The organism is Petralouisia sp. (genome assembly GCF_056822245.1).
Genome location: NZ_JBQIOP010000012.1, coordinates 19,100 through 38,258 on the forward strand (window position 1 = coordinate 19,100; position 19,159 = coordinate 38,258).

Annotated in this window: 18 protein-coding genes; all 18 read right to left on the reverse strand. The window is 47.2% G+C overall.

All coding sequences use genetic code 11. The features are described 5' to 3' along the window. Positions 1–14: 14 nt before the first annotated feature. Positions 15–779, reverse strand: coding sequence for a BMC domain-containing protein (locus ACTO17_RS06565; protein ID WP_482557337.1), 765 nt, complete (start codon positions 777–779; stop codon positions 15–17). Positions 780–783: 4 nt separating this feature from the next. Continuing rightward, positions 784–1,146, reverse strand: a complete 363-nt coding sequence (locus ACTO17_RS06570; protein ID WP_482557338.1) for a glycerol dehydratase reactivase beta/small subunit family protein — start codon at positions 1,144–1,146, stop codon at positions 784–786. Position 1,147: 1 nt separating this feature from the next. Further along, positions 1,148–2,968 carry a diol dehydratase reactivase subunit alpha gene (locus tag ACTO17_RS06575; protein WP_482557339.1) on the reverse strand — a complete coding sequence of 607 codons (1,821 nt, stop codon included), beginning with the start codon at positions 2,966–2,968 and terminating at the stop codon, positions 1,148–1,150. Between the two features lie 27 nt (positions 2,969–2,995). Continuing rightward, the gene (locus ACTO17_RS06580) at positions 2,996–3,505 is read right to left on the reverse strand and encodes a diol dehydratase small subunit (protein ID WP_482557340.1); all 510 of its coding nucleotides are present in this window, start codon (positions 3,503–3,505) and stop codon (positions 2,996–2,998) included. A 14-nt stretch (positions 3,506–3,519) separates the two neighbouring features. Further along, positions 3,520–4,197 carry a propanediol/glycerol family dehydratase medium subunit gene (locus ACTO17_RS06585; protein WP_482557341.1) on the reverse strand — a complete coding sequence of 226 codons (678 nt, stop codon included), beginning with the start codon at positions 4,195–4,197 and terminating at the stop codon, positions 3,520–3,522. Between the two features lie 18 nt (positions 4,198–4,215). Beyond that, the gene (locus ACTO17_RS06590; RefSeq protein WP_172537764.1) at positions 4,216–5,877 is read right to left on the reverse strand and encodes a propanediol/glycerol family dehydratase large subunit; all 1,662 of its coding nucleotides are present in this window, start codon (positions 5,875–5,877) and stop codon (positions 4,216–4,218) included. 21 nt (positions 5,878–5,898) lie between these two features. After that, positions 5,899–6,702: a propanediol utilization microcompartment protein PduB gene (gene pduB, locus ACTO17_RS06595; protein WP_482557342.1), complete on the reverse strand. Its 804-nt coding sequence runs from the start codon at positions 6,700–6,702 to the stop codon at positions 5,899–5,901. A gap of 81 nt (positions 6,703–6,783) precedes the next feature. Continuing rightward, complete coding sequence (gene pduA / locus ACTO17_RS06600; protein WP_135989818.1) at positions 6,784–7,062, reverse strand: propanediol utilization microcompartment protein PduA; 279 nt, start codon at positions 7,060–7,062, stop codon at positions 6,784–6,786. A 294-nt stretch (positions 7,063–7,356) separates the two neighbouring features. After that, on the reverse strand, positions 7,357–8,532 hold the full coding sequence (locus tag ACTO17_RS06605; RefSeq protein WP_482557343.1) for a 1-propanol dehydrogenase PduQ: 1,176 nt from the start codon (positions 8,530–8,532) through the stop codon (positions 7,357–7,359). A gap of 35 nt (positions 8,533–8,567) precedes the next feature. After that, positions 8,568–9,626 carry a response regulator transcription factor gene (locus ACTO17_RS06610; RefSeq protein ID WP_482557344.1) on the reverse strand — a complete coding sequence of 353 codons (1,059 nt, stop codon included), beginning with the start codon at positions 9,624–9,626 and terminating at the stop codon, positions 8,568–8,570. 15 nt (positions 9,627–9,641) lie between these two features. Further along, entirely contained in the window at positions 9,642–10,868 is a 1,227-nt protein-coding gene (locus ACTO17_RS06615; RefSeq protein ID WP_482557345.1) for a PocR ligand-binding domain-containing protein, read from the reverse strand. Between the two features lie 356 nt (positions 10,869–11,224). Further along, positions 11,225–11,890 (reverse strand): hypothetical protein, encoded by a 666-nt coding sequence (locus ACTO17_RS06620; protein WP_482557346.1) that lies wholly within the window; start codon positions 11,888–11,890, stop codon positions 11,225–11,227. A 78-nt stretch (positions 11,891–11,968) separates the two neighbouring features. Beyond that, entirely contained in the window at positions 11,969–13,483 is a 1,515-nt protein-coding gene (locus tag ACTO17_RS06625) for a COG1361 S-layer family protein (protein ID WP_482557347.1), read from the reverse strand. Continuing rightward, positions 13,480–14,118, reverse strand: coding sequence for an ABC transporter ATP-binding protein (locus ACTO17_RS06630; protein ID WP_482557348.1), 639 nt, complete (start codon positions 14,116–14,118; stop codon positions 13,480–13,482). The genes ACTO17_RS06625 and ACTO17_RS06630 overlap by 4 nt, the downstream gene beginning before the upstream one ends. 36 nt (positions 14,119–14,154) lie before the next feature. Next, positions 14,155–14,874 carry a hypothetical protein gene (locus tag ACTO17_RS06635; RefSeq protein WP_482557349.1) on the reverse strand — a complete coding sequence of 240 codons (720 nt, stop codon included), beginning with the start codon at positions 14,872–14,874 and terminating at the stop codon, positions 14,155–14,157. A gap of 60 nt (positions 14,875–14,934) precedes the next feature. Continuing rightward, positions 14,935–15,828 (reverse strand): hypothetical protein, encoded by an 894-nt coding sequence (locus ACTO17_RS06640; protein ID WP_482557350.1) that lies wholly within the window; start codon positions 15,826–15,828, stop codon positions 14,935–14,937. A gap of 71 nt (positions 15,829–15,899) precedes the next feature. Then, positions 15,900–17,516, reverse strand: a complete 1,617-nt coding sequence (locus tag ACTO17_RS06645) for a DUF6034 family protein (RefSeq protein WP_482557351.1) — start codon at positions 17,514–17,516, stop codon at positions 15,900–15,902. A gap of 75 nt (positions 17,517–17,591) precedes the next feature. Then, positions 17,592–19,082: a DUF6034 family protein gene (locus ACTO17_RS06650; RefSeq protein WP_482557352.1), complete on the reverse strand. Its 1,491-nt coding sequence runs from the start codon at positions 19,080–19,082 to the stop codon at positions 17,592–17,594. Between the last annotated feature and the right edge of the window lie 77 nt (positions 19,083–19,159).

Genomic DNA, 19,159 nt, shown 5'->3' on the forward strand with positions numbered 1-19,159 from the left:
ACCTCCAATCTATATTAATCTGTATTCTCCTGTTTGCCGCCGCGCTTTCCTTTCCGGCCTTTTGCGCCTCCGGTCCGCTTGACAGGCTTTGAAGCTGCAGGCTCTGAGGTTTCCTGCTCCAAAGAAGCTTCCTCTTCCTCCGGTCCAGGCTCCTTATCATCCTGCGTTTCCTGTTCCTTTACCTGCTCTGCTGCATCCTCCGGTTCTGCATCTTTCGAATCTTCTGCAGATTCTTCTGCCTCAGGAGCCTTCTCCTTTTCTCCTGTCTCTGCACCGTCTGAACCTGTAATCTCCGAATTGTCTGCAGCCGTTTCTGATACAGTAAGTTCTTCCTGCTTATTTATTCCGTCTGTCTGTTCCTGTACCGGAACTGCCTTCTCTTCCTTCTGTCCGTCTGGCTCTGCCGGCTGTTTCTCTTCCTCTTTCACCTTTTTGGAACCCTTTGGCGGTGTGGGAGGCTTCGGCTTATCCGGCTCCTTTGACGGCTGCGCTGTCCCAACGGTATCCGGACTGTACACCAACGTGTCAAGTCCGGCAGAGGGACGGGGAATCACGCGTGTGCTTACTACCTGATTAACTTTGGCGGCTGCCATCCGGGCTGCGTCCACGGCTGCCTTCACAGCCCCCACGTCGCCCTGAACCTTAATGGTAGTCCAGCCTCCGCCTTTTGTCAGCTCATAACCGATCAGTTCCACATTGGCTGATTTCACTGCTGCGTCTGCCGCTTCAATGCCGGCAGCCAACCCCTGCGTCTCTATGAGCCCTAAACTTTTCTTCATTCCCTCACCTCCCTTCCAAAGATTTTAGCGGCAGCTTCTTCACAAGCCGCGCTGCATTGGCTCCCAGGATACGTACCTGTTCTGCAGACCGGACGGGAACTCTGAACAGAGGATGCTCAAACTCCAGCTTGGAAATATGCAGCACAGCTTCCTGTCTGTCCATACCGACCCCCACTTCCAGCCGGGAAGCCTGCGCGCCTTCCCATGCCAGTGTCAGCGCATCTCCTTCTGTCTTTGTCCAAGTCTCACAGGGAATTCCTTCTTCCTCCAGTCCGTACAGCAATTGCCACAGCGCTCTCTCCGGAACATCCGGACTGCAAAGCACATGAACGGTGGGTTTTGTCATTGCAATTTGTGAAGGATTCATATTAAATCCCCCTTTCTGTCAGGGAAAGCACTAACCCTGTAGCCACTGCATTGCGCGGACCTTCAGTTCCCCGGATATTTCCGCGGCCTGCCACAACCTTATATTGGGACAATGCATCGGTAACCATCTGAGGCACTTCAAAATCCAAAGCTGAACCGCCTACCAGTACAACGAACTGAATATCCCGGACATTTCCGGTAGGGCTGACCCTTGCCAATGCGCGCAGGGCATTTGTAACAAATACTTTCTGTTTGGCCTGGCGCCGGATCAAACGGATTTTTTCCATGGACCAGTCGCCCTCTAAAGGTATCATCTCGCCTTCCTTCAGAATAACTGTCTTGGCAAAAATACTTGGCTTCAGCGGCTCCGTAAAAAATTCTACGGTTCCGTTCTCATGCCGGATGTGGAAAAAGCTCTCCACTTTCGCCAAAGGATACTTCTTCACATCCTCTGCAATATCAAAGCTGTCAAGACCCATTTCCGACTGAATCAAAAGCGTTACCATATTGCCAGCGCCTGCCAGATGAATGGAATGGATTTCTCCCTCCTGATTGATGATGGATGCATCGGTGGAACCTGCGCCCATATCCAGGATAGCCAGAGGCTTATTGGTGCCCGGCGTTGTCAGCGCCCCCCGGATAGCCATGTCAGCCTCTACGCCTCCTACCTGAACCGGGATACCGATCTGCTCTGAAAATTCTCTGGCAATGGCTTCCATCTGCAGACGGTCTGCCTTCACCATAGCGGCAATGCCAACAGCGTTTTCCTGTGAAAACTCATTGGCCAGGCCGCCCTGAACCTTCTGAGGCGTAAAGGTATCTACTGCCAGTAAATCCTGTATGTGAATATCCTTCGGATGCTGTTTGGTCAGGTTGGCCATAACCTGGCGCACCTTCTCCAACATGCCGCCTGCATTAGTCCCCGGTTCTCCCCTGACATCTTCCAGGACAGGAAGGGACTCCACAGCTTCCATGATTTTCTCACCGCCTGCATCCACATCTACCTTCACTGTACGGTTCTGTCCGTAGAATTCAATGAGACCTGCAGGAATTTTCCGCTCCTTGACATCGCCTGCAGGCGTCTTAATTACCACGGCAGAGCGGTTGCCAATCAATGCACGCGCAATTGGCACCACCTGCTGGGTTTCTTCCGAAGATAATCCAAAAAGCGTTGCAATCCCGTATGGATTGGAGAGTACTTCCACTACGCCGCCCACACCGGCAACCTCCACTGCAGACCGCATGCCCAGGGGAACTTTATCCACCAGAGCCACTTCATCTACAATGGGAATCTTGTGATGCAGACGATTGTGAATCAGTACGCCGTCATCCCGCTGAACAATCGCTGCGGTTACCTGCCGCGTCCCCATAGAACTTTCATTGATGAGCCTTGCGGCGTCCTCAAAGTCCACGCTGGCAGGAACCACTGCAATGTAATCTTTTCCCCCCGCTGCCTGGGCAAGCTGCGTGACAAGAATAGTCTCTCCTACGCCAACGCCCATGCCGCCAGGCGTTGATGGATTATGCCCAATCATGGTAGATTCTGTAATAATCGTCTCCGTGATGGTTTCCATGGCCACGTCACCGATAACCGGAGCCGCCTCATTCAAACATACCTGCGAAAGCCCGGTTATCTCAATGCCCACTTTTCCCATCGCGCTGGTCAGGGAATGAACGACGCCGTTGATGTTCTGCCGGGTTCCCTTAATACCTGTTGTGGGTACTGTGCCGCTGGCCAGAAATTCTACTCGGTTTCCGTCTATCTTTGCCAGAGCTGTTTCTGTTGTCGCATTTCCAATATCAATGCCTGCAACAATTTTCATAGTGGAACCTCCCAACTTTGCAGAATCTTAGAATTTCTTCAGCCTGCCTCGCTGTTCATAAACATCAGCAGCTTCGCGCACCAGGGCAGCCGCCGTTTTAGCGCCGTATTTCTGATCCAGTTCATTGGCAATATCAACCAAATCCTGTTTGCTGGAACGATACGGACGCAGTGCATTGTAAATCTCCAGTAAACGGTCATCCGGCACAGCAATCAGTTCCGCTGCACGGCGCAGATTTCCTGCGAATGCTTCACGGTTTACCGATTCTGCCACCTGAGCCTGCATCTCTAAAGTATCAGGAGAAATACGCATATCATCTGCGGTAATGTCACCGGAAATCACTTTCTCATAACTTAAGGAAGTGAAAGGCTTGCCGGTAGGTGTTTTAATTTTATCAGCCATATTCTCTGACAGAGGGTAATTCTCAGATGTTACCTTGCCGCCTGCAGAGGCAGCAGGAGCCGACACGGACCCGCCGTTATTCATGGCCTGCATAACCTGTTCTACAATCTGTTTCATTAAAAGTTCCTGATCCATGATTATGCCTCCTTTCACTTGAATGAAACTGCGACAGCCTGCGGTCGCTTATCGTTATCAACATGTTCGGTTTCTTTAATATGCAGCAATGCTGCAATCGCCTGATAAGTAGGACGCGCCATCTGGTCATTGCGGACCGGCACCGGCGTAGGAGCCTCGCCTTTCGCATATTTAGCAGCGTTCTTTCCAATCTGGCGGAATGTATCCATTTCAATCAGAGGAGCCTGTGAAAACAGTTCCAGGTTACTGAGAGGCGGAAGATCCTTCTGGTGGATTACCGTTGTACCCTTAGACTGAATTCCGATTCCAATGCCGGAGCCTGAATATTCAGCAGCATCGTGGGCAATGAAGGAAACGTCAGAAGTACGGTATACGCGTACCACACGCCATTTTAATCCTTCTTCCTCAATGCCGGCAATAATCTCACGCAATACTTTATCGTGAGGCTGATGAATAATTGTCTCAGTCTGATAAATGCCGAATGCCGGCGCCAAACCAATTACAACTTCATCGGGAGCAACTCCCTTAGGTGCATCTCCCTGCTCGGTCAAGGTCATCTTACCGGCTGCAGGCAGGGTTGCAGGTGCAGGTGCAGCTGCTGCAGGCGCGGACGCTGCAGAAGCCGGCTGACTTGTCATTTCTTTTATTACTTCTGCGATAACGCTACGCAGTGTTTTCTCATCAAAAGTCATATCTGGCACACCTCCTTCTTAAATGTCTTCCGGCCGAATTGCATTGGGGATATCGCTGAGCTGTTTCCATCTCTCTTCACTGATCTGGTAGCCAGTCATCGGTCCGTGGTAATCATTCGGCGCATTGACAGCAGACAATACATGGAAATTGTCTCCAAAAATAGAAGCTGTATGGAGATAGTCGCCTGCTACTTTCTGGCGAAGCATGTTGTAGATATTGTTTGCCACATCCGGGAATCCTGCTTTGTCAAGAGCCTTCACAAAATCTACACCCGTTACGTTGCGGGCCATCATATCTTCAATTGCCTTCAAGTCTTCATTTACGTTACGATCCGGCATATCATTGGAGCCGTTTGCATAAGTAGCTGCTTCCACTTCTGCATCTGTGATTGGAGGCAGGCCCAGTTCACGGAACAGTCCCTGAAGGGCACGGGCTGCTTTGTTGCGGGCTTTCAGAACATCCTCTTCACGTACCGGCTGCAGACCGCCGTCTATCTTCATATCGCGCTGGATAATATTCCAGTCGTCATAATCTTCTGCATCCCAGTTTGATCCGGCAAACATATTGTCATAGTTAGGCGTAGCGGAATAACCGGAGCATATGTAGTCTGTTCCTGAGAAGAACTGAGGCACGCTGCGGGCCACACGACGCAGATCGGAATGAGTAAAAGTCTGGTCGTTGGATGTGGTGGATTCCAGATCCAGAAGCATTGCAATCAGGTTCTCAGCTGCAATTGCACGGATACCGCCAGGTACGCCGGCCGGTACGCCTACACAGGATACGGAACCGTTCTGTGTTCCCTGTACGCCTGCGCCCTTGGTAATTGCCAGGCAGCGGGCTTCCAGATACAGCATGGATTTGCCTTCTGCATAACCCATCTGAACTTCAGAACCTGTACCGGAGGTGAAACGCATCTTCAGGCCGCGGCTTGCATAGCAGCTTGCCAGGAATGCTTTTGAATAAGGAGTGTCGTCGCCGTCCATAAATACCGGCTCTGTGCCGTATACGGAAATTGTCTCAGCATAAGTGGTGAAACCGCGCATACCAAGCATTAACTCTGTAGCTTCCTCCAAAGCGCACTGTGTCATAACTCCGGGACGTCCTACCTGAGCGCCTACCATAATGGCAATTGCATTAAAAGGCGCATAACGCGCAATACCAACGGTTGTCTCCATCTCAGCGAACCCGCGTACGCCGGCTTCTGCAGCGTCGGCAGCAATCTGAACCGGATTATCCTTAACGTTTGTAACATGACACTGGTTTGCAGGCATCAGGCGGGCACGCATCTTTGACATACCCATCATGATTTCTACTATGGTCATCTTTCCTACAACCTCGGTAAGCTTTGCCGGGGTAATGGAAAGGGTAATATCCAGAATTTCTTTACGGGAAACATTGATGTCCACAATCTTGCGGGCGATTTCCAATGAATCAAGCGCCATAGCCTTTTCCGCATTCTCCAGACGGATGGCATGATCCGCAATAAATGTATCCAGCATATCAAAATCAGCGCGGCATTTGCCGTCTAACTCTGTCACACGTCCATTTTCAATCTTAATGCTTGGAGTAGGATCGAAAGGGCTGTTCATGGCAATCAGACCAACTTCCGGCCACTCTTTGACGTAACCGTCCTGATTTACCGGGCGGTTCGCCAACACTTCAAAACGTTTTGATTTCATAGCTTACAGCTCCTTCCTGAATTAAAGAATGTAAGGGGTAGTCGTTGATTTCAGTTCCTCATCCGGCGCCAAAGTCTTCAATAACTGAAGTCCAACGTCACGCGCTGCGATAATAGCCTGTTTTACTGCACCGGAATCTCCGGAGAAGAAGTAGTTCACTTCGTTGGAGAAACTGGTTCCGCCGTTGCCGGGCGTTGCAAGAGTTACGCCGTCAATGGTTGCAGCCTTAGAAGCAGCGTCTGCTAAAACTACGCCGATACCTGCCGGAGCGCCAACTGTGATGCCGAATGCCTTACCGAGAGGCGCACCCCAAACTTTATTTAAAACATAAGAAGCGCGGGCGCTGTACTGGAATTCCAGATGTCCTGCACTGTTGCCGTATACGTCGCCCATAGTACGCGGAATCTCACGTAAGCAGACTTCTACTGCACGGCGGGCGTCAGATACATCTTCAGCCCCGAAAATAATCAAAGAACCATGGCCTGCTCCTCCTTCGGTGTCACGAGGGCACTCTACCAGAAGGCATTCACTGTTGGTTGCTTTTACTGCTTCATCAGCGGCAAAAATCTGGGGACCTGCACCAACACGGTCACTGATAATACCAATTGCACGGTATTTCGGATCAATCTTAAGAGCTTCATGAACCTGATGATCAAGGTTTGCGATAACCAGTCCGATTGTATGGCCCATTGTTGTGCCTACATACTCTGTCAGGTTGCATTTGGGCGAAGCAGCCGGTTCTTTGCTGCACTCCTCTGCAGGAGAAGCAATGGCTCCAAGCCTCTTCATAACTTCTTCCATGATGTTGTTGTTCAATTCATCCATGTGTTTTCCCTCCAAATTAATATTTTTGCTATTTCAGCATTCTCACAAAAGCGGTGGGTTTCCTCATTATGAATCCCGTAATTATTCCATATGCGGAAGGATCTTCTCCACATCTGTATGCGGTCTCGGGATTACGTGGCAGGAAACAACTGTTCCAACTTTTTCAGCGGCAATAGATCCGGCGTCTACAGATGCTTTCACTGCTCCTACGTCACCGCGTACCATAACGGTTACTAAACCGGAACCGATCTTTTCATATCCGACCAGGGCAACGTTTGCAGATTTAACCATAGCATCAGCAGCTTCGATAGCGCCTACCAGACCTTTTGTTTCTACCATACCAAGGGCTTCTCTTTGCATTTTGATTCCTCCTTGTAATGTTCTGCGGCGCATTCGTCAGTTTGATTACGATCAGCGCACACAATTGGTTAATTTGTTGCTATTTTCTATTATACTAAAAACAGACTTGTACTTTCTTGTCGTTGTCAGAGACTTTTTTGTCTAATGTTTTGTTTAATTTGCACAATGATTCTTTTTAGCACAAAAACTGCTTTTTGCAATCAGTACATTTTTCCAAGATACGGTTTTTGCTGCACGAAAAAACCGGCCTCCCTGCCTGTAAGGCAGAGCTGCCGGCTCCGTATTCTATAAACTTTAACCTGTAATCTGCTTTATAATAGCTGCTGCTTCTTCCTCACTGGCTCTGCGGGGATTGGTGGCATATGTGGCGTCCGCAAGGGCCGCTGACACAAGCTCCTGCTGCAGTGTTCTGACCTTTGTCAGATCCGCTCCCCACTCCTTTAAAGTGGCAGGAATCTTTAACGTGCGGTTCAAACGCTCTATCTCCCGAATCAGATTAGATACTCCCAGGCGGACATTTGCCGCCGGAATGTCTAAAATTTTTGCGATCCGCTGATACTTTCTTGCTGCCACAGAGTATTCTCCTCCTGCCACATGGGATAAATCCGCATTGAAAGCCATAACCTTCGGCAGAAGCATCGCATTAATACGTCCGTGGGCGATATGCAGCTTCCCGCCCACTGCATGGGCCAGACTGTGATTAATCCCCAATCCGGCAGAATTAAACGCCAGCCCCGCCATGCAGGAAGCATTCTGCATCTTCGTCCGGGCAAGCAAATCCCCGCCGTCCTTATAAGCCAGGGGTAAAAATCTGAAAACCAGGGAAATGGCCTTCTCGCACATCGCATCGGAAAAATCATTGGCATTGGCTGACACATAAGCCTCCAGAGCATGGGTAAGCACGTCCATACCGGCGTCCGCCGTAACAGAGGCAGGAGCGCTTGCCGTAAGATAAGGATCTAAAATCGCTACCGGAGGGCGCAGAGCCTGACTGTCCAACGGATATTTCACCCCTCTGGCGCTGTCTGTAATCACCGCATAGTCTGTCACCTCAGAGCCGGTGCCGCTTGTGGTAGGCACAGCAAAACATTCCATCTTGTCAGTCTCAACCTGAAGGGCTATCTTGGCAATAGCGCGGATAGCCTTGGCCGCATCTATGGTAGAACCGCCGCCAACGGCAATCACTGTCTCTGCCCGGCACTCCTCAAAAGCCTTCACGCCTGCCGCCACCACCTCAATGGGCGGATCAGGCACCACGCCGTCAAATACGCTGACTTCACAATTGGTTAAATAGGAAATCACTCTCTCTATCGCCCCTATCTCTACCATAAAGCGATCTGTTACAATAAGAACCCTCCGTTCTTCCACCCGGCGCAGACGTTCCAGAGCGCCTTCCCCGAAAAATATCCTGGTACTGAAACTAAATTCCTGCATCATAACCTCCATTCCGCCGCCAATGCCTGCAGGCACAGTTCTGCCTTCTCCTCATGATCTGCGCTGCAGGTTCAGCCCGTCTTTTTGCCGCAATAAATCTCCCTGTACTCTGTAGGCGTCATCCCCACTTTGCGTTTGAAAGCCTTGCTGAAATAATTGGCTTCGCTGTAAGAAAGCTCATAGGCAATGCTGATAACCGGCATATCCGTGTCCGCAAGCATTTCCCGAGCAACTTCTATTTTACAATCCGTCACATATGTAATAAAATTGACCCCGGTGATTTTCTTAAAAACCCTGCTGAAATAATAAGAACTCATATTTGCATAGTCCGCGGCCTGGTCCAGGCTGATGCCGCTCTTGATGTTGCGGTCGATATAATTAAGTATCCTCTGCTCGCTGCCCACCTGATAACTGGAATCTTCCGTAAGTGTGTCAAAAATAACGTTAAGCATCTTTTTCAGCACAAGATAAGTATCATATTTCTGCGTCTGCTGATCATACCGAAGCTTAAACTTCTCCATAATTCCCGCCAGTTTCATCTGGACTGCAGGCCCCAGGGGATCTCCCAACTGCACAAGCCCCTCGGCAAACCGAAGCGCCTGGAACCGAATTACACTTTTATTATGGATATCTTCATGAAGAGAATCAAGGTAATCTTTTGCAACATCTGTGCACTTTTTATAACAAAAAACCCGCATCTGCTCCGCCAGCAGCTTCAGATACCGCTCCCGCCGCTGCTGCTCCCTGTCATCTGATATCAGAGAGGAATCCCGCTTTAACGCCTGTACGGCTGCCAGAAGCCATGCAGGGCGGCAGGGCTTAAGCAGATAATCCTGCAGGCCCAGGCGCCAGACGTGAGGCGCAATGTCGGAGCGAACGCCTACAGAAGTGACCAGAATCGGAGTGTCCGGAGACATCTGCCTGGCCTGCGCAAGCATATCGCAGCGGCGCAGATCAAATCGGGGCACATCGGCAATCAGCAGATCCACATCCCCTTCCCGCAGCAGCTTTATGGCCGACTCTTCTTCTGAGGCAAGGACAATCTCTGCAGATTCCAGTCCTTCCGACAAAATACTCCTGGTAATTTCCCGTTCCAACTGATTTTCATTCAGCACTAAAATCTGACCCATGCGATGCGCACCTCCTTATCCTTCCTTCTTCTGAGGCAGACGGAAGCTGACCATATATCCCGCCTTTCCATCCTCCCTGGGACTGACGGAAAGTCCGCACCTTTTTCCAAAAATCCTCTTCAGGCTCCGATCCGAATCATGAAGGGAAAAACCTTCCTCCTGGGAAGAAGCGCCCACCTGCGCATTCATTTCCTCCAATGTGATTCCCTCATTATTGCTGACCACCCGGACAATTACATCTCCCTGATTTTCCTCAGCAAATATTTCTATTTCACGTTTCTCTCCTGCCCCGGCTCCCTGCACGGACAGTCCTACTAACGGTTCCAGCACCATGTAAGGACAGTTCACATCCCAGAATTCCTTCGGCACAGAAATACTGTAGCAAATCGCCTCTCCCTCCCAGGCCTTCTGAATGCGCAGCAGCGCCCCCACATAACTCAGTTCCTCTCCCAATGTGGAAATTTGATGATCCGATTCTGTGACATATCGCATAATATCTGCAAAATCATAAGCTGCTGCTTCCGTTTTCACGGCTTTTTCCTGGAAAGCCAGCTGTGAAATCACGTTCATCACAAAGAAAAAATAACGAAGCCTCCCCTGCTGCTTCATATTGATCAGTTCACGCTTCTGAAAAGAAAACTCCTGATTGGAATAAGATTTCCATTCCTCCACCGGTTCCATCCCGGCCACTTCCATATCCCGATCCGCCCGTCCTCCGGTCTGCATCATAAATAAAATCAAATCATGCAGTAATGTCACCGCCGACTTAATCTTCTCGTAAGAAACTCTCTGTGTCTCATTGTAAGCTTCGTTCAAAGCCTTGTCGTTGCGCCAGTTCATCTTGACCGGCAGAATATCCTCCAGTTCCTCTTTCTCATCCCGGCATAACCGTATCTGTCCGCCCATCAGAGAACCCATATAAATCCCGTCATAAATTAAGGGCAGCGCGAAATCCACCAGCCCCGCATGGCAGCGGTAAATATAGGGCTGACCTGTAATCGCGGCCTGAAGGCCGCCGTGGGCGTCGCACTGCTTGCACATTTCATAAAAATCCTGATGTTTCCGTCCCATCTGGCAATAGGGGGTAAAGCCGCTGTAATGTGTAATTGGACACCCCCGATAGTCCACTGTCACAAAAGCCAGGCCCATAGCCTTAGAGCAGTCATCCTGCAGCATTTGAAGAATACCTATGTCGATATAATCAGATATTTTTTTCGATACCTTCTTCGATTCTTTCACCATTAATTCCATCTCCCAGAAAAATCCCCACCTTCATTGACTGCAGGTTTCAAATAAACACAAAAACGCAGCCTGCATGAATCATTCCTAATGCTTTTATTATAACAAAATATTCCCCTAGGTACAATTCTTTTTTCGTCCCGGCTCCTGTTATAGTGGAAATATTTTGCATATGAAAGCCCTTGGCTTCCATAGCATGGATGGCCATGCGGCCCGCCGGACGGCAGGCTGAGTATGATGAGGGTTTACTGTGAAAGCCCCTGGCTTCCATAGCATGGATGGCCATGCGGCCCGCCGGACGGCAGGCTGAGTATGATGAGGGTTTTGTAGCAAATAGAACCTCTGTTTTCCGGTTACTCCTAATCAAAATCGGCGTCTGTCACAAATCCTGCCTGTTCCAATAATTTTTTTGCCTTTCTGGCATTTTGGTATCCGTAAATTTCCATCTGGCCGCCTCTGGTGTGAACGGTCTCTGCAAACCCTTCACCCATCTGCACATTGTCCATAAAAATCCCATCTGACGGCTCTTTTAAAATACCTCCGACTTTCCCATTTTTTTCACGTCCTGTTTCATCCTGAAGCTTCAGGGTTAACTGCTGATAATCCTTCCTCCACCTTTCCATCTGGCCTGTACTGGGAGGATATCCCTGCCGGTCTGTGAATCGCTGAAAGCTGTCTGTTCCAAAAAACAGTACCGGAGTATTTCCCAGAGCAAACGTCTCTGTTACCTCCTTCCACTTCCCCGGAAATTCCTGCAGCTCCACACCGAAAATCTCTGCTTCCATGGTATATTCCCCCAGTTTTATTGTAACTCTTACAGTATCAGCAGGATCAAATCTGCAGATACCGGAAATTTTCTTAAATTCCTCTGCTGTTTCCTGGGTCAGTTCCAAGGCTGACTGAATGGAAAATTTATAGATTTTCTGCTCTTTAAGATAAGACTGCCATTGTCCCCAGAGGAAAAACGCCGTCCATCCAACGGCCATGCAAACCACAATATTTTTATAAATATTCCGCTCTCTCATTCGCCTGTTCCTTATCTGTAATTGTCCAAAAGGGATCTCACTGCCGGTCTCAGGGATTTAACCCCATCTGCCTGTTTTTTATTTGCAGCTGTCCGCCCGCTTCCTATAGTGGCTCATTCTCAGATACAGCCAACAGATGATAAGAATCAGCACAATCAGGATCAAAATTATAATAGTTATCCACCACTGATTGGTTTTGGGCGCCTCTTTTTCCACTTTTAATTCCACAATCTGAGGTTTTTTAATGGAGGTATACACTTCCTGGCTCTGTTCTGTCAGCTCTCCCTGTTCATTCTCATAGGAAAAAATCACGGTTCCTGCGGTCTCCCCGTATTTTTTACCGTCCTCATCTATGATATTGCCCTCATAATCCATATTCAGCGTTCCGGCAAATACCTTAATTTCACCATCTGCGGAGGTTCCGGCTTCCACTGTTCCCAGAAACAGTTCTTTATCCGGAAACAGCCCTTTTCCCTCTAAACGCACCTTCACATTGTAAAGGACTGCAAGACCCGTATTCTGAATCTGAAACGTCAGAAAATCCGTGTCAGCTTCATAAATGCTCTCGGGAAAAGACAAATTCACAAGCTCTGCCCGGGGAATCTGGCGGATGGACAGATTTACTGTTTCAGAAGAAGTGTAGGCATTTCCTTTTTTATCCTCATATTCAAATTGAAACTGTAAAGACACCGGCTCTGCCGGGGCTTTTTTGCCCACTGTAAGATTCTGGGACAGCTCCACGGCGGTTCCTGCCCCCATCCGGGAAAAATACCAGGAAGTTTTTTCAAGTATAATATCCTTGTTTTCTGACAAAAGGGTAATTTTCATATTTTCCAATGACTGGCTGCTGCTGCAGTTTTTCACTGAAACAGACCAGGGCGTACTGCTTCCTGCAGACACGTCGCCGCCCTGCAGGCTGTTTGCCGAAATCATTACCCGGGGCTGATGGGTGATTTCTGCTGCCGGATCGGAGCCCTGTCCCATAGAGCCTGCATCTTCTCCCGTATCCGGCGGAACCATTTCGTCTGTTCTTTCAGTTTCATCAGAAAAATCTGTGTGTTCTGGTTCCTCCCCGGAAGATGATTTCCCGTCTGTTATTTCCACGTAAATGGTAAAATCCTGCCGGAAAACCGTATCCTCTGTCTGGGCCTGAACAGACAGGCGAAGGGGATACTGCCCGTTGATTCTGTCCTCTTTTAATTTAATCTGGCACTGATACAGATAAACGCCGTCCTCCGACTGTTTTACTTTTTTCTGATAATTTTTATAATAAAAAGGGCTGTTTTCTTCCCGCTCAAAGGAAATTCCCACAATCATTCTGTCTGATTCCAGTTTTGCCTTCGTTGTAAAAGGCACCACAAGAAACATGGTATTTTTCCGAATGGAAGGCTCGTAGCCTTTGGAGAAAGAATGCTTCATTCCCTCGTATTTCCGGTTGGTTTCTATGGAAATCATATGTTCCTGCTTTTTGCTTTCCTCAGAAGGACTGAGATTTGCCGCCTTTCCTGTTTCAGTAAAAAACAGGCTGAGATTCAGCATCATACAGCAGAAAGCGGCAAAATTTCTGAGACATTTTCCCTTTGTTCTTTTCATGGCTCCTGTATCCTCCCTCCGTCCATTTCATAGACCTTATCGCACAAAATCCGAATATCTTCACTGTTGTGGCTGGCCAGAAGAATTGTTTTTCCCTGCTCCTTTAATTCCAACAGCAGCGTGCGGATATCCTTCACCCCATGCTTATCCAGTCCGTTAAATGGTTCATCCAAGATTAAAAAGTCCGGATCTTCCATAATTGCCTGGGCAATGCCAAGACGCTGACGCATCCCTAAGGAATATTTCGAGACAGATTTTTTCAGTTCCGGATCTAATCCCGCTTTCTGAATGGCGGCGCGTATTTCAGTTTTGGTAATCCTTCCTTTCAGCCCCGCCAAAATTTCCAGGTTGCGGATTCCGCTTAAATTTGTCAGAAATCCTGGGGTTTCAATAATAACGCCGATGCTTTCCGGAAAATCAATTTCTGTTCCGATGATTCTGCCCTTTACCCGAATGGTTCCTTCCGTAACAGGCATAAAGCCGCAGATGCATTTCATTAAAACTGTTTTACCGGAACCGTTGTTGCCGGATATTCCGTAAACTTTTCCCTGTTCCATCGTTACGTTAATGTCAGAAAGTACGGTATCTTCACCGAATTTTTTAGTTACATGGCTGATTTCGATATAGGGGGGCATTGGCATTCCTTTCTATCAATAAAATAAATCTGTTTCTTAATTAATTTCTTTTATGCGGTGATTCAGCAAAAGACTGTGGCACAACAGGGCCGCTAAGGAAAATACCAGTAAGAATATCCAGATTCCCATGCCGTCTGCTCCCCAGTTTTCCTGGCACACCACCCATTCTTTGGGGTACATGGCATACATTTTGGGCAAATAGCGGTCTTTTAAAATAATCAGCAGATAGTAGCTAACAAAGGGAAGTCCGTACGCCATATAGTAATTTCGGAAAACCACGCCGAAGATTCCCGCAAATTCCGCTATGATTCCTCCGATGATGCTGAGTCGGAGAAGCAGAAGAATATTCTTCCAGACCGTTTCCCAGGAAATGGCTCCCTGCAATTCCAGGGGATATATTAACAGAAAGCAGAGAAGCAGCGCTGATATTCCGCTTATAAAAACAGGCAGAAAACCTCCGGCATAAATCTGCAGTGTTTTCCGTTTTACATATTCCATCCGGCTGATTCTTACAATATAAAATTTCAGAAATCCGCAGGAGGATTCTCTCACATAGGCTGCGCCTGAAGATAGGGAAGCGGCAATGGGAATCAGAAACAGCAACACCTGGGAATCTAACGCAGTCTGATAAAATTTCAAAAAACTGCCCTGGCTCAGCGGATATTGGATTTCGTAGAACTGAAACCCCAAAACCATTCCCAGAAAACACAGAAACGCTGCAGCCCAAAAGCCTTTTTCCTGTAATAATTCTTTCATTTCCGTTTCCTTTCTCACTGAAACTGCTGCATTTGAAACACGTTTTCTCAGCCAATCTGCTTATTCCCCGGTAAAGGAGCTGAAATTATATTTTTTCAGAGTGTGAAAAGAAAGACCTGACAGACACGCCAGAATCACCAGAAATATCATACAGGACTGCCCAATGGAGGGCAGCACGTCATATCCAAAATCATGCATCCCGTAAGTGGCATGATTCAAAGGACTGATCCATCCGGTGATTCTCCGTACCAGAAACATCTCATATTCTTCTTTGCGGAGAATTTTGGCCAGAATTTCCGGATTCAGCAGAAAACCAAACAGACTGTAGGATAATCCTGCAAAGATTGCCGCTTTTTTGCCAAGTTTCATCTGAAAATACAGCATCAGAAAACTTAACGTCAGGGCATAACACACAAGCAGCGCCATAATCTGCATACTGCAGGAACAGGGGGTTGTGCTTTCCATCACTTTCACAGTGGAGGGAATGGACAATTTCTTTCCCATCTGGGAATAGGCTAAAAGAGCCGCCGTTTTACTCCAGATATTTCCCGGATACGTCTTTTGCATACAGAGCAGGCTGGTAACCAGAATCACATAAAGCATATACAAAGCCGTCACCAGAAAAATATAAAACAGCTGTGCGAAAAGCCACCGGCTCTTTCTCATCCGAAGCAGCATATAAGGCGTAAAAGGGCTTAGCTTGGGCAAATCCAAAAACAGCAGAATCAGCAGCAGGGAGCACAGAAGAATGGCTGTGGCGTCCCCGAATGTCCAGATAAACGGCTCCAAAGCCTGCATGGGCGATTCATAATAATCCGCCACCATCATTGCCCGATCGCTTAAGAAAAAACACAGGATAAAGGAAAACAGGAAGGTGATAATCACCCTGGGATTTTTAAAAAACCCCAGGAAGTTCCACCTGACTGCCGCTGCCACCTGTTTTACAGCTTCCATAGCCCATTTCCCCTTTCTCTGTCTAGCTCTCTGAAAATCTCTGCTGTATTAGAGCATGTTTGAAAAATGCTCTAATACCCCAGTTCTCTGTCTATAATGGTTCCGTCTACTGCATTTATCGTCAGCAGGCTCTGATTAGAATGTTCACCGCTGTCTTTGCTTGTATAGTCCACAGATTCCGAGTCATAACCTCCGAAAAAATCCCAGGCCGGCACCAGTATCCCGGATTTGCTGTCTACGGTCGGATCATAAATCCTGGTGTAACCCAATGTGATTTTTCTGACGTGGTAAGTAAGCTTATTGTAATAATCCAGCATATCTGCATTGGTAATTTCCATCATCTGCTCATATATCTTTATAATGCTTTCAAAATCCATCAGCTCCACATTTTTGGTCTGAATTTCTCCAACGGTATAAGGATTGTAAATTTCCACTCTCTCAATTCCGCCGCTTCCCACCACTACCTCACACCGCTCATAACTCCAGGGAATCAGGGTACTGTTATGATCCTCCAGGCTTCCCCCATAGGCATCCGTAAAGGTAACAGCCGCTCCGTCCAGTACTCTGGTAAAGTAAAAGACATATCCTGCATCCTGAACATCTTCTTCTTTTATTTCATAACTGCTGCAGTAAAGAGAATAATCCCAGCTAGTAACTTCCCAGTCCCATCCCAACTGTTGAATTTTCTCCTTTGCCATTTTTTCAGCATCTTCATAAGAAATTTTTACCAGGCTTTTCACCGTATCTTCTGACAGGGAATGGGAATCTGTCTCTCCATCGGCAGATCTGTTTTCCGTATCCATGGCATACCTTCCGTCCTTCCATCCAGTGGTATTAAAATCCCGGAAACTCTGAGGCCCCTCCTCCTGAGTCTGAATCAGTATTCTGACGTCTGAGGTATGGGCGTCATTGCCGCTGATTGTGTAGCCGTAAATTCCCTGATCTGTTTCCGCTACGCCGTAAAACCTGTTTTCATCTACCTTAGTCACATTTTCTCCATTGGTAGTATCCACCCATTCTAAGCCGAAGGACGGAACCACTTCCTGTTTCTCTATCTGTTCCGGCGCATCCGCCATACTTATCTCATCGCCTTCAATAGCAGCGTCTATGTCAAAAGACAGATTGCCTTCATCGTCTGTTCCCCAGTGATAGGGGTCCAGGTTTCCTTCCGCCTTCCACTTCTTCAGCATGGTAATATCCTTCTGGTAATCTTCCTTCGTCCATGTATTATAACTGTAACCGTGATAGAACTTCGCATTTTCAAAGAAAGTGTTTGTAATCTGATCAATTAATTCCTGATCCACTTCTCTGGCTGATACCTGATAGGTATTCATGGCATCCACTTTGGGGAGCACAATTTCTGCATCGGTATCAACGGTAATCTTGCCTCCTTCATATTCCATCTGATTCTTATATGATTTGGGCGCTTTTACAATTTCGTTGATTTTTCCTTCTTTTTCTTCGGCGGCTTCTTCCGTATCCAAACTGTCTTTGGTTTCTTTGGAATCCTGGTTTCCTGTTTCGTTCCCATCTTTTTCAGAAACTTCTTCATTGCTCTCATAATTCTTGATATTGTCTGCGCTTTTTTGCTTTACAATGGATTCTTTGGGCGTTTCCTGGCATCCCGCCAGAATGATAAGCAGCCCCGCCGCAAAAACTGCCCTGCATCTGTTTCTGAATGTTGTCAAAATCACCTTTTTTCTTTCATAAATTTTCCCTTTTCCTTCCCGCTGATTTCTCAGCTTTTGTATATTTTTTTATTTTTAATATCCCAGCCCCCTGTCAATAACTGTTCCGTCTATGGCATTAATGGTCATAAAGCTCTGTCTGGAGTGTTCTCCATTATTTTTTTCATGATGTCCGTCAATTTCTGAATCAATTCCCCCGAAAAAGTCCCACACCGGAACTATAATTCCGGAACGATTGTCTACCACAGGCTCATAAATTCTGCTGTAGCCCAAGGTTATTTTGTTAATATGATATGTTCTCTGTGCTTCAAATTTTGTTATATCTGCATTGGAAACTTCCATCATTTGTTCATAAATTTTCACAATGCTGTCAAAATCCATCAGTTTCACATTTTCAGTCTGAACCTCGTCTATATGATAAGGATTATAAATTTCCACTTTCTGAATTCCGTCATCTCCTACAATCACTTCGCATCGTTCATAGCTCCACGGAACTAAGGTACTGTCCATATCCTCCAGACTGCCTCCATAAGAATCTGTAAAGGTAACAGGCACGCCGTCTAACATCCGGCTGAAACAAAACAGATATCCGCCGTCCACAATATTGTCTTTTTCTACATCCCCTTCTCCCCGTTTAAAGACCGTATAATCCCAATCATAAACTTCCCAGTCCCAACCCAGCTTCTCAATTTTTTCTCTGGCAATTTTCTCTGCGTCCTCATAAGAAATATCTGTATATTCTTTGAGTTCTTCTTCTGTCATGCCTTTAAAGTTTTCTCTTTCGCAGTCCATCAGATATCTTCCTTCCACCCAGAACGTGCTTTGCCGTGGATCAGGCAAATCATCCCTCATTTTCTCGATGGAGAATTTAACATCTGCAGACAAACTTCCTGAAATAATGTTATAACTGTAATTCCCCTGATCTGTTTCTGCAAAGCCGTAAAATGAATCTTCATCCACTTGTATTTCGCCTTCTTCCCCTTTTTCAGAACTCCATTCCAGGCCAAAGGAAGGCTTCACTTCCCTTTTGGTTACTTCATCCGGGGCATTTGCCATATCTTCTTCATCTCTTGCAATCTGTTCGTCAATGTTAAAATACAGTTCTCCGTTCTCATCTGTTCCATATTCGTAAGGGTCCATATTTCCTTCCGCTTTGTACTGCTTCAGCCTTGTAATATCCTCCTGATACTGCTCTTTCGTCCACTGGCTGTAACCGGAAGCATGATAGAATTTAGCTCCCTCAAAAAATGCATTGGTTACCTTGTCTATCAATTCCTGATTCACTTCTACGGCAGATACCTTGTAGGTGTTCATGGTATCTGCGTCTGGCAAAATGACTTCTGCATTGGTATCAATTACCAATCCGCCTTTTTCGTATTCTGCATGATTCTGATAAGTATCCGGCGCCTGGAGCATATCTTTGATTTTATCTTCAACGCTTTCATATTCTTTGACGCTGTCTGCGCCCTTCTGCTTTACAATGGTATTCCCGGGTGTTTCCTGACAGCCGGATAATATGCCGATACACAGCACTGATGCAAGAATTGCTATATGTTTTTTCTTCATATTAAATCCTCCTGTTCTTATATTTCATAGTAACAGGTTATCTTTTTGAAATATTCACTCAGTTGTAAAGGTTTGGT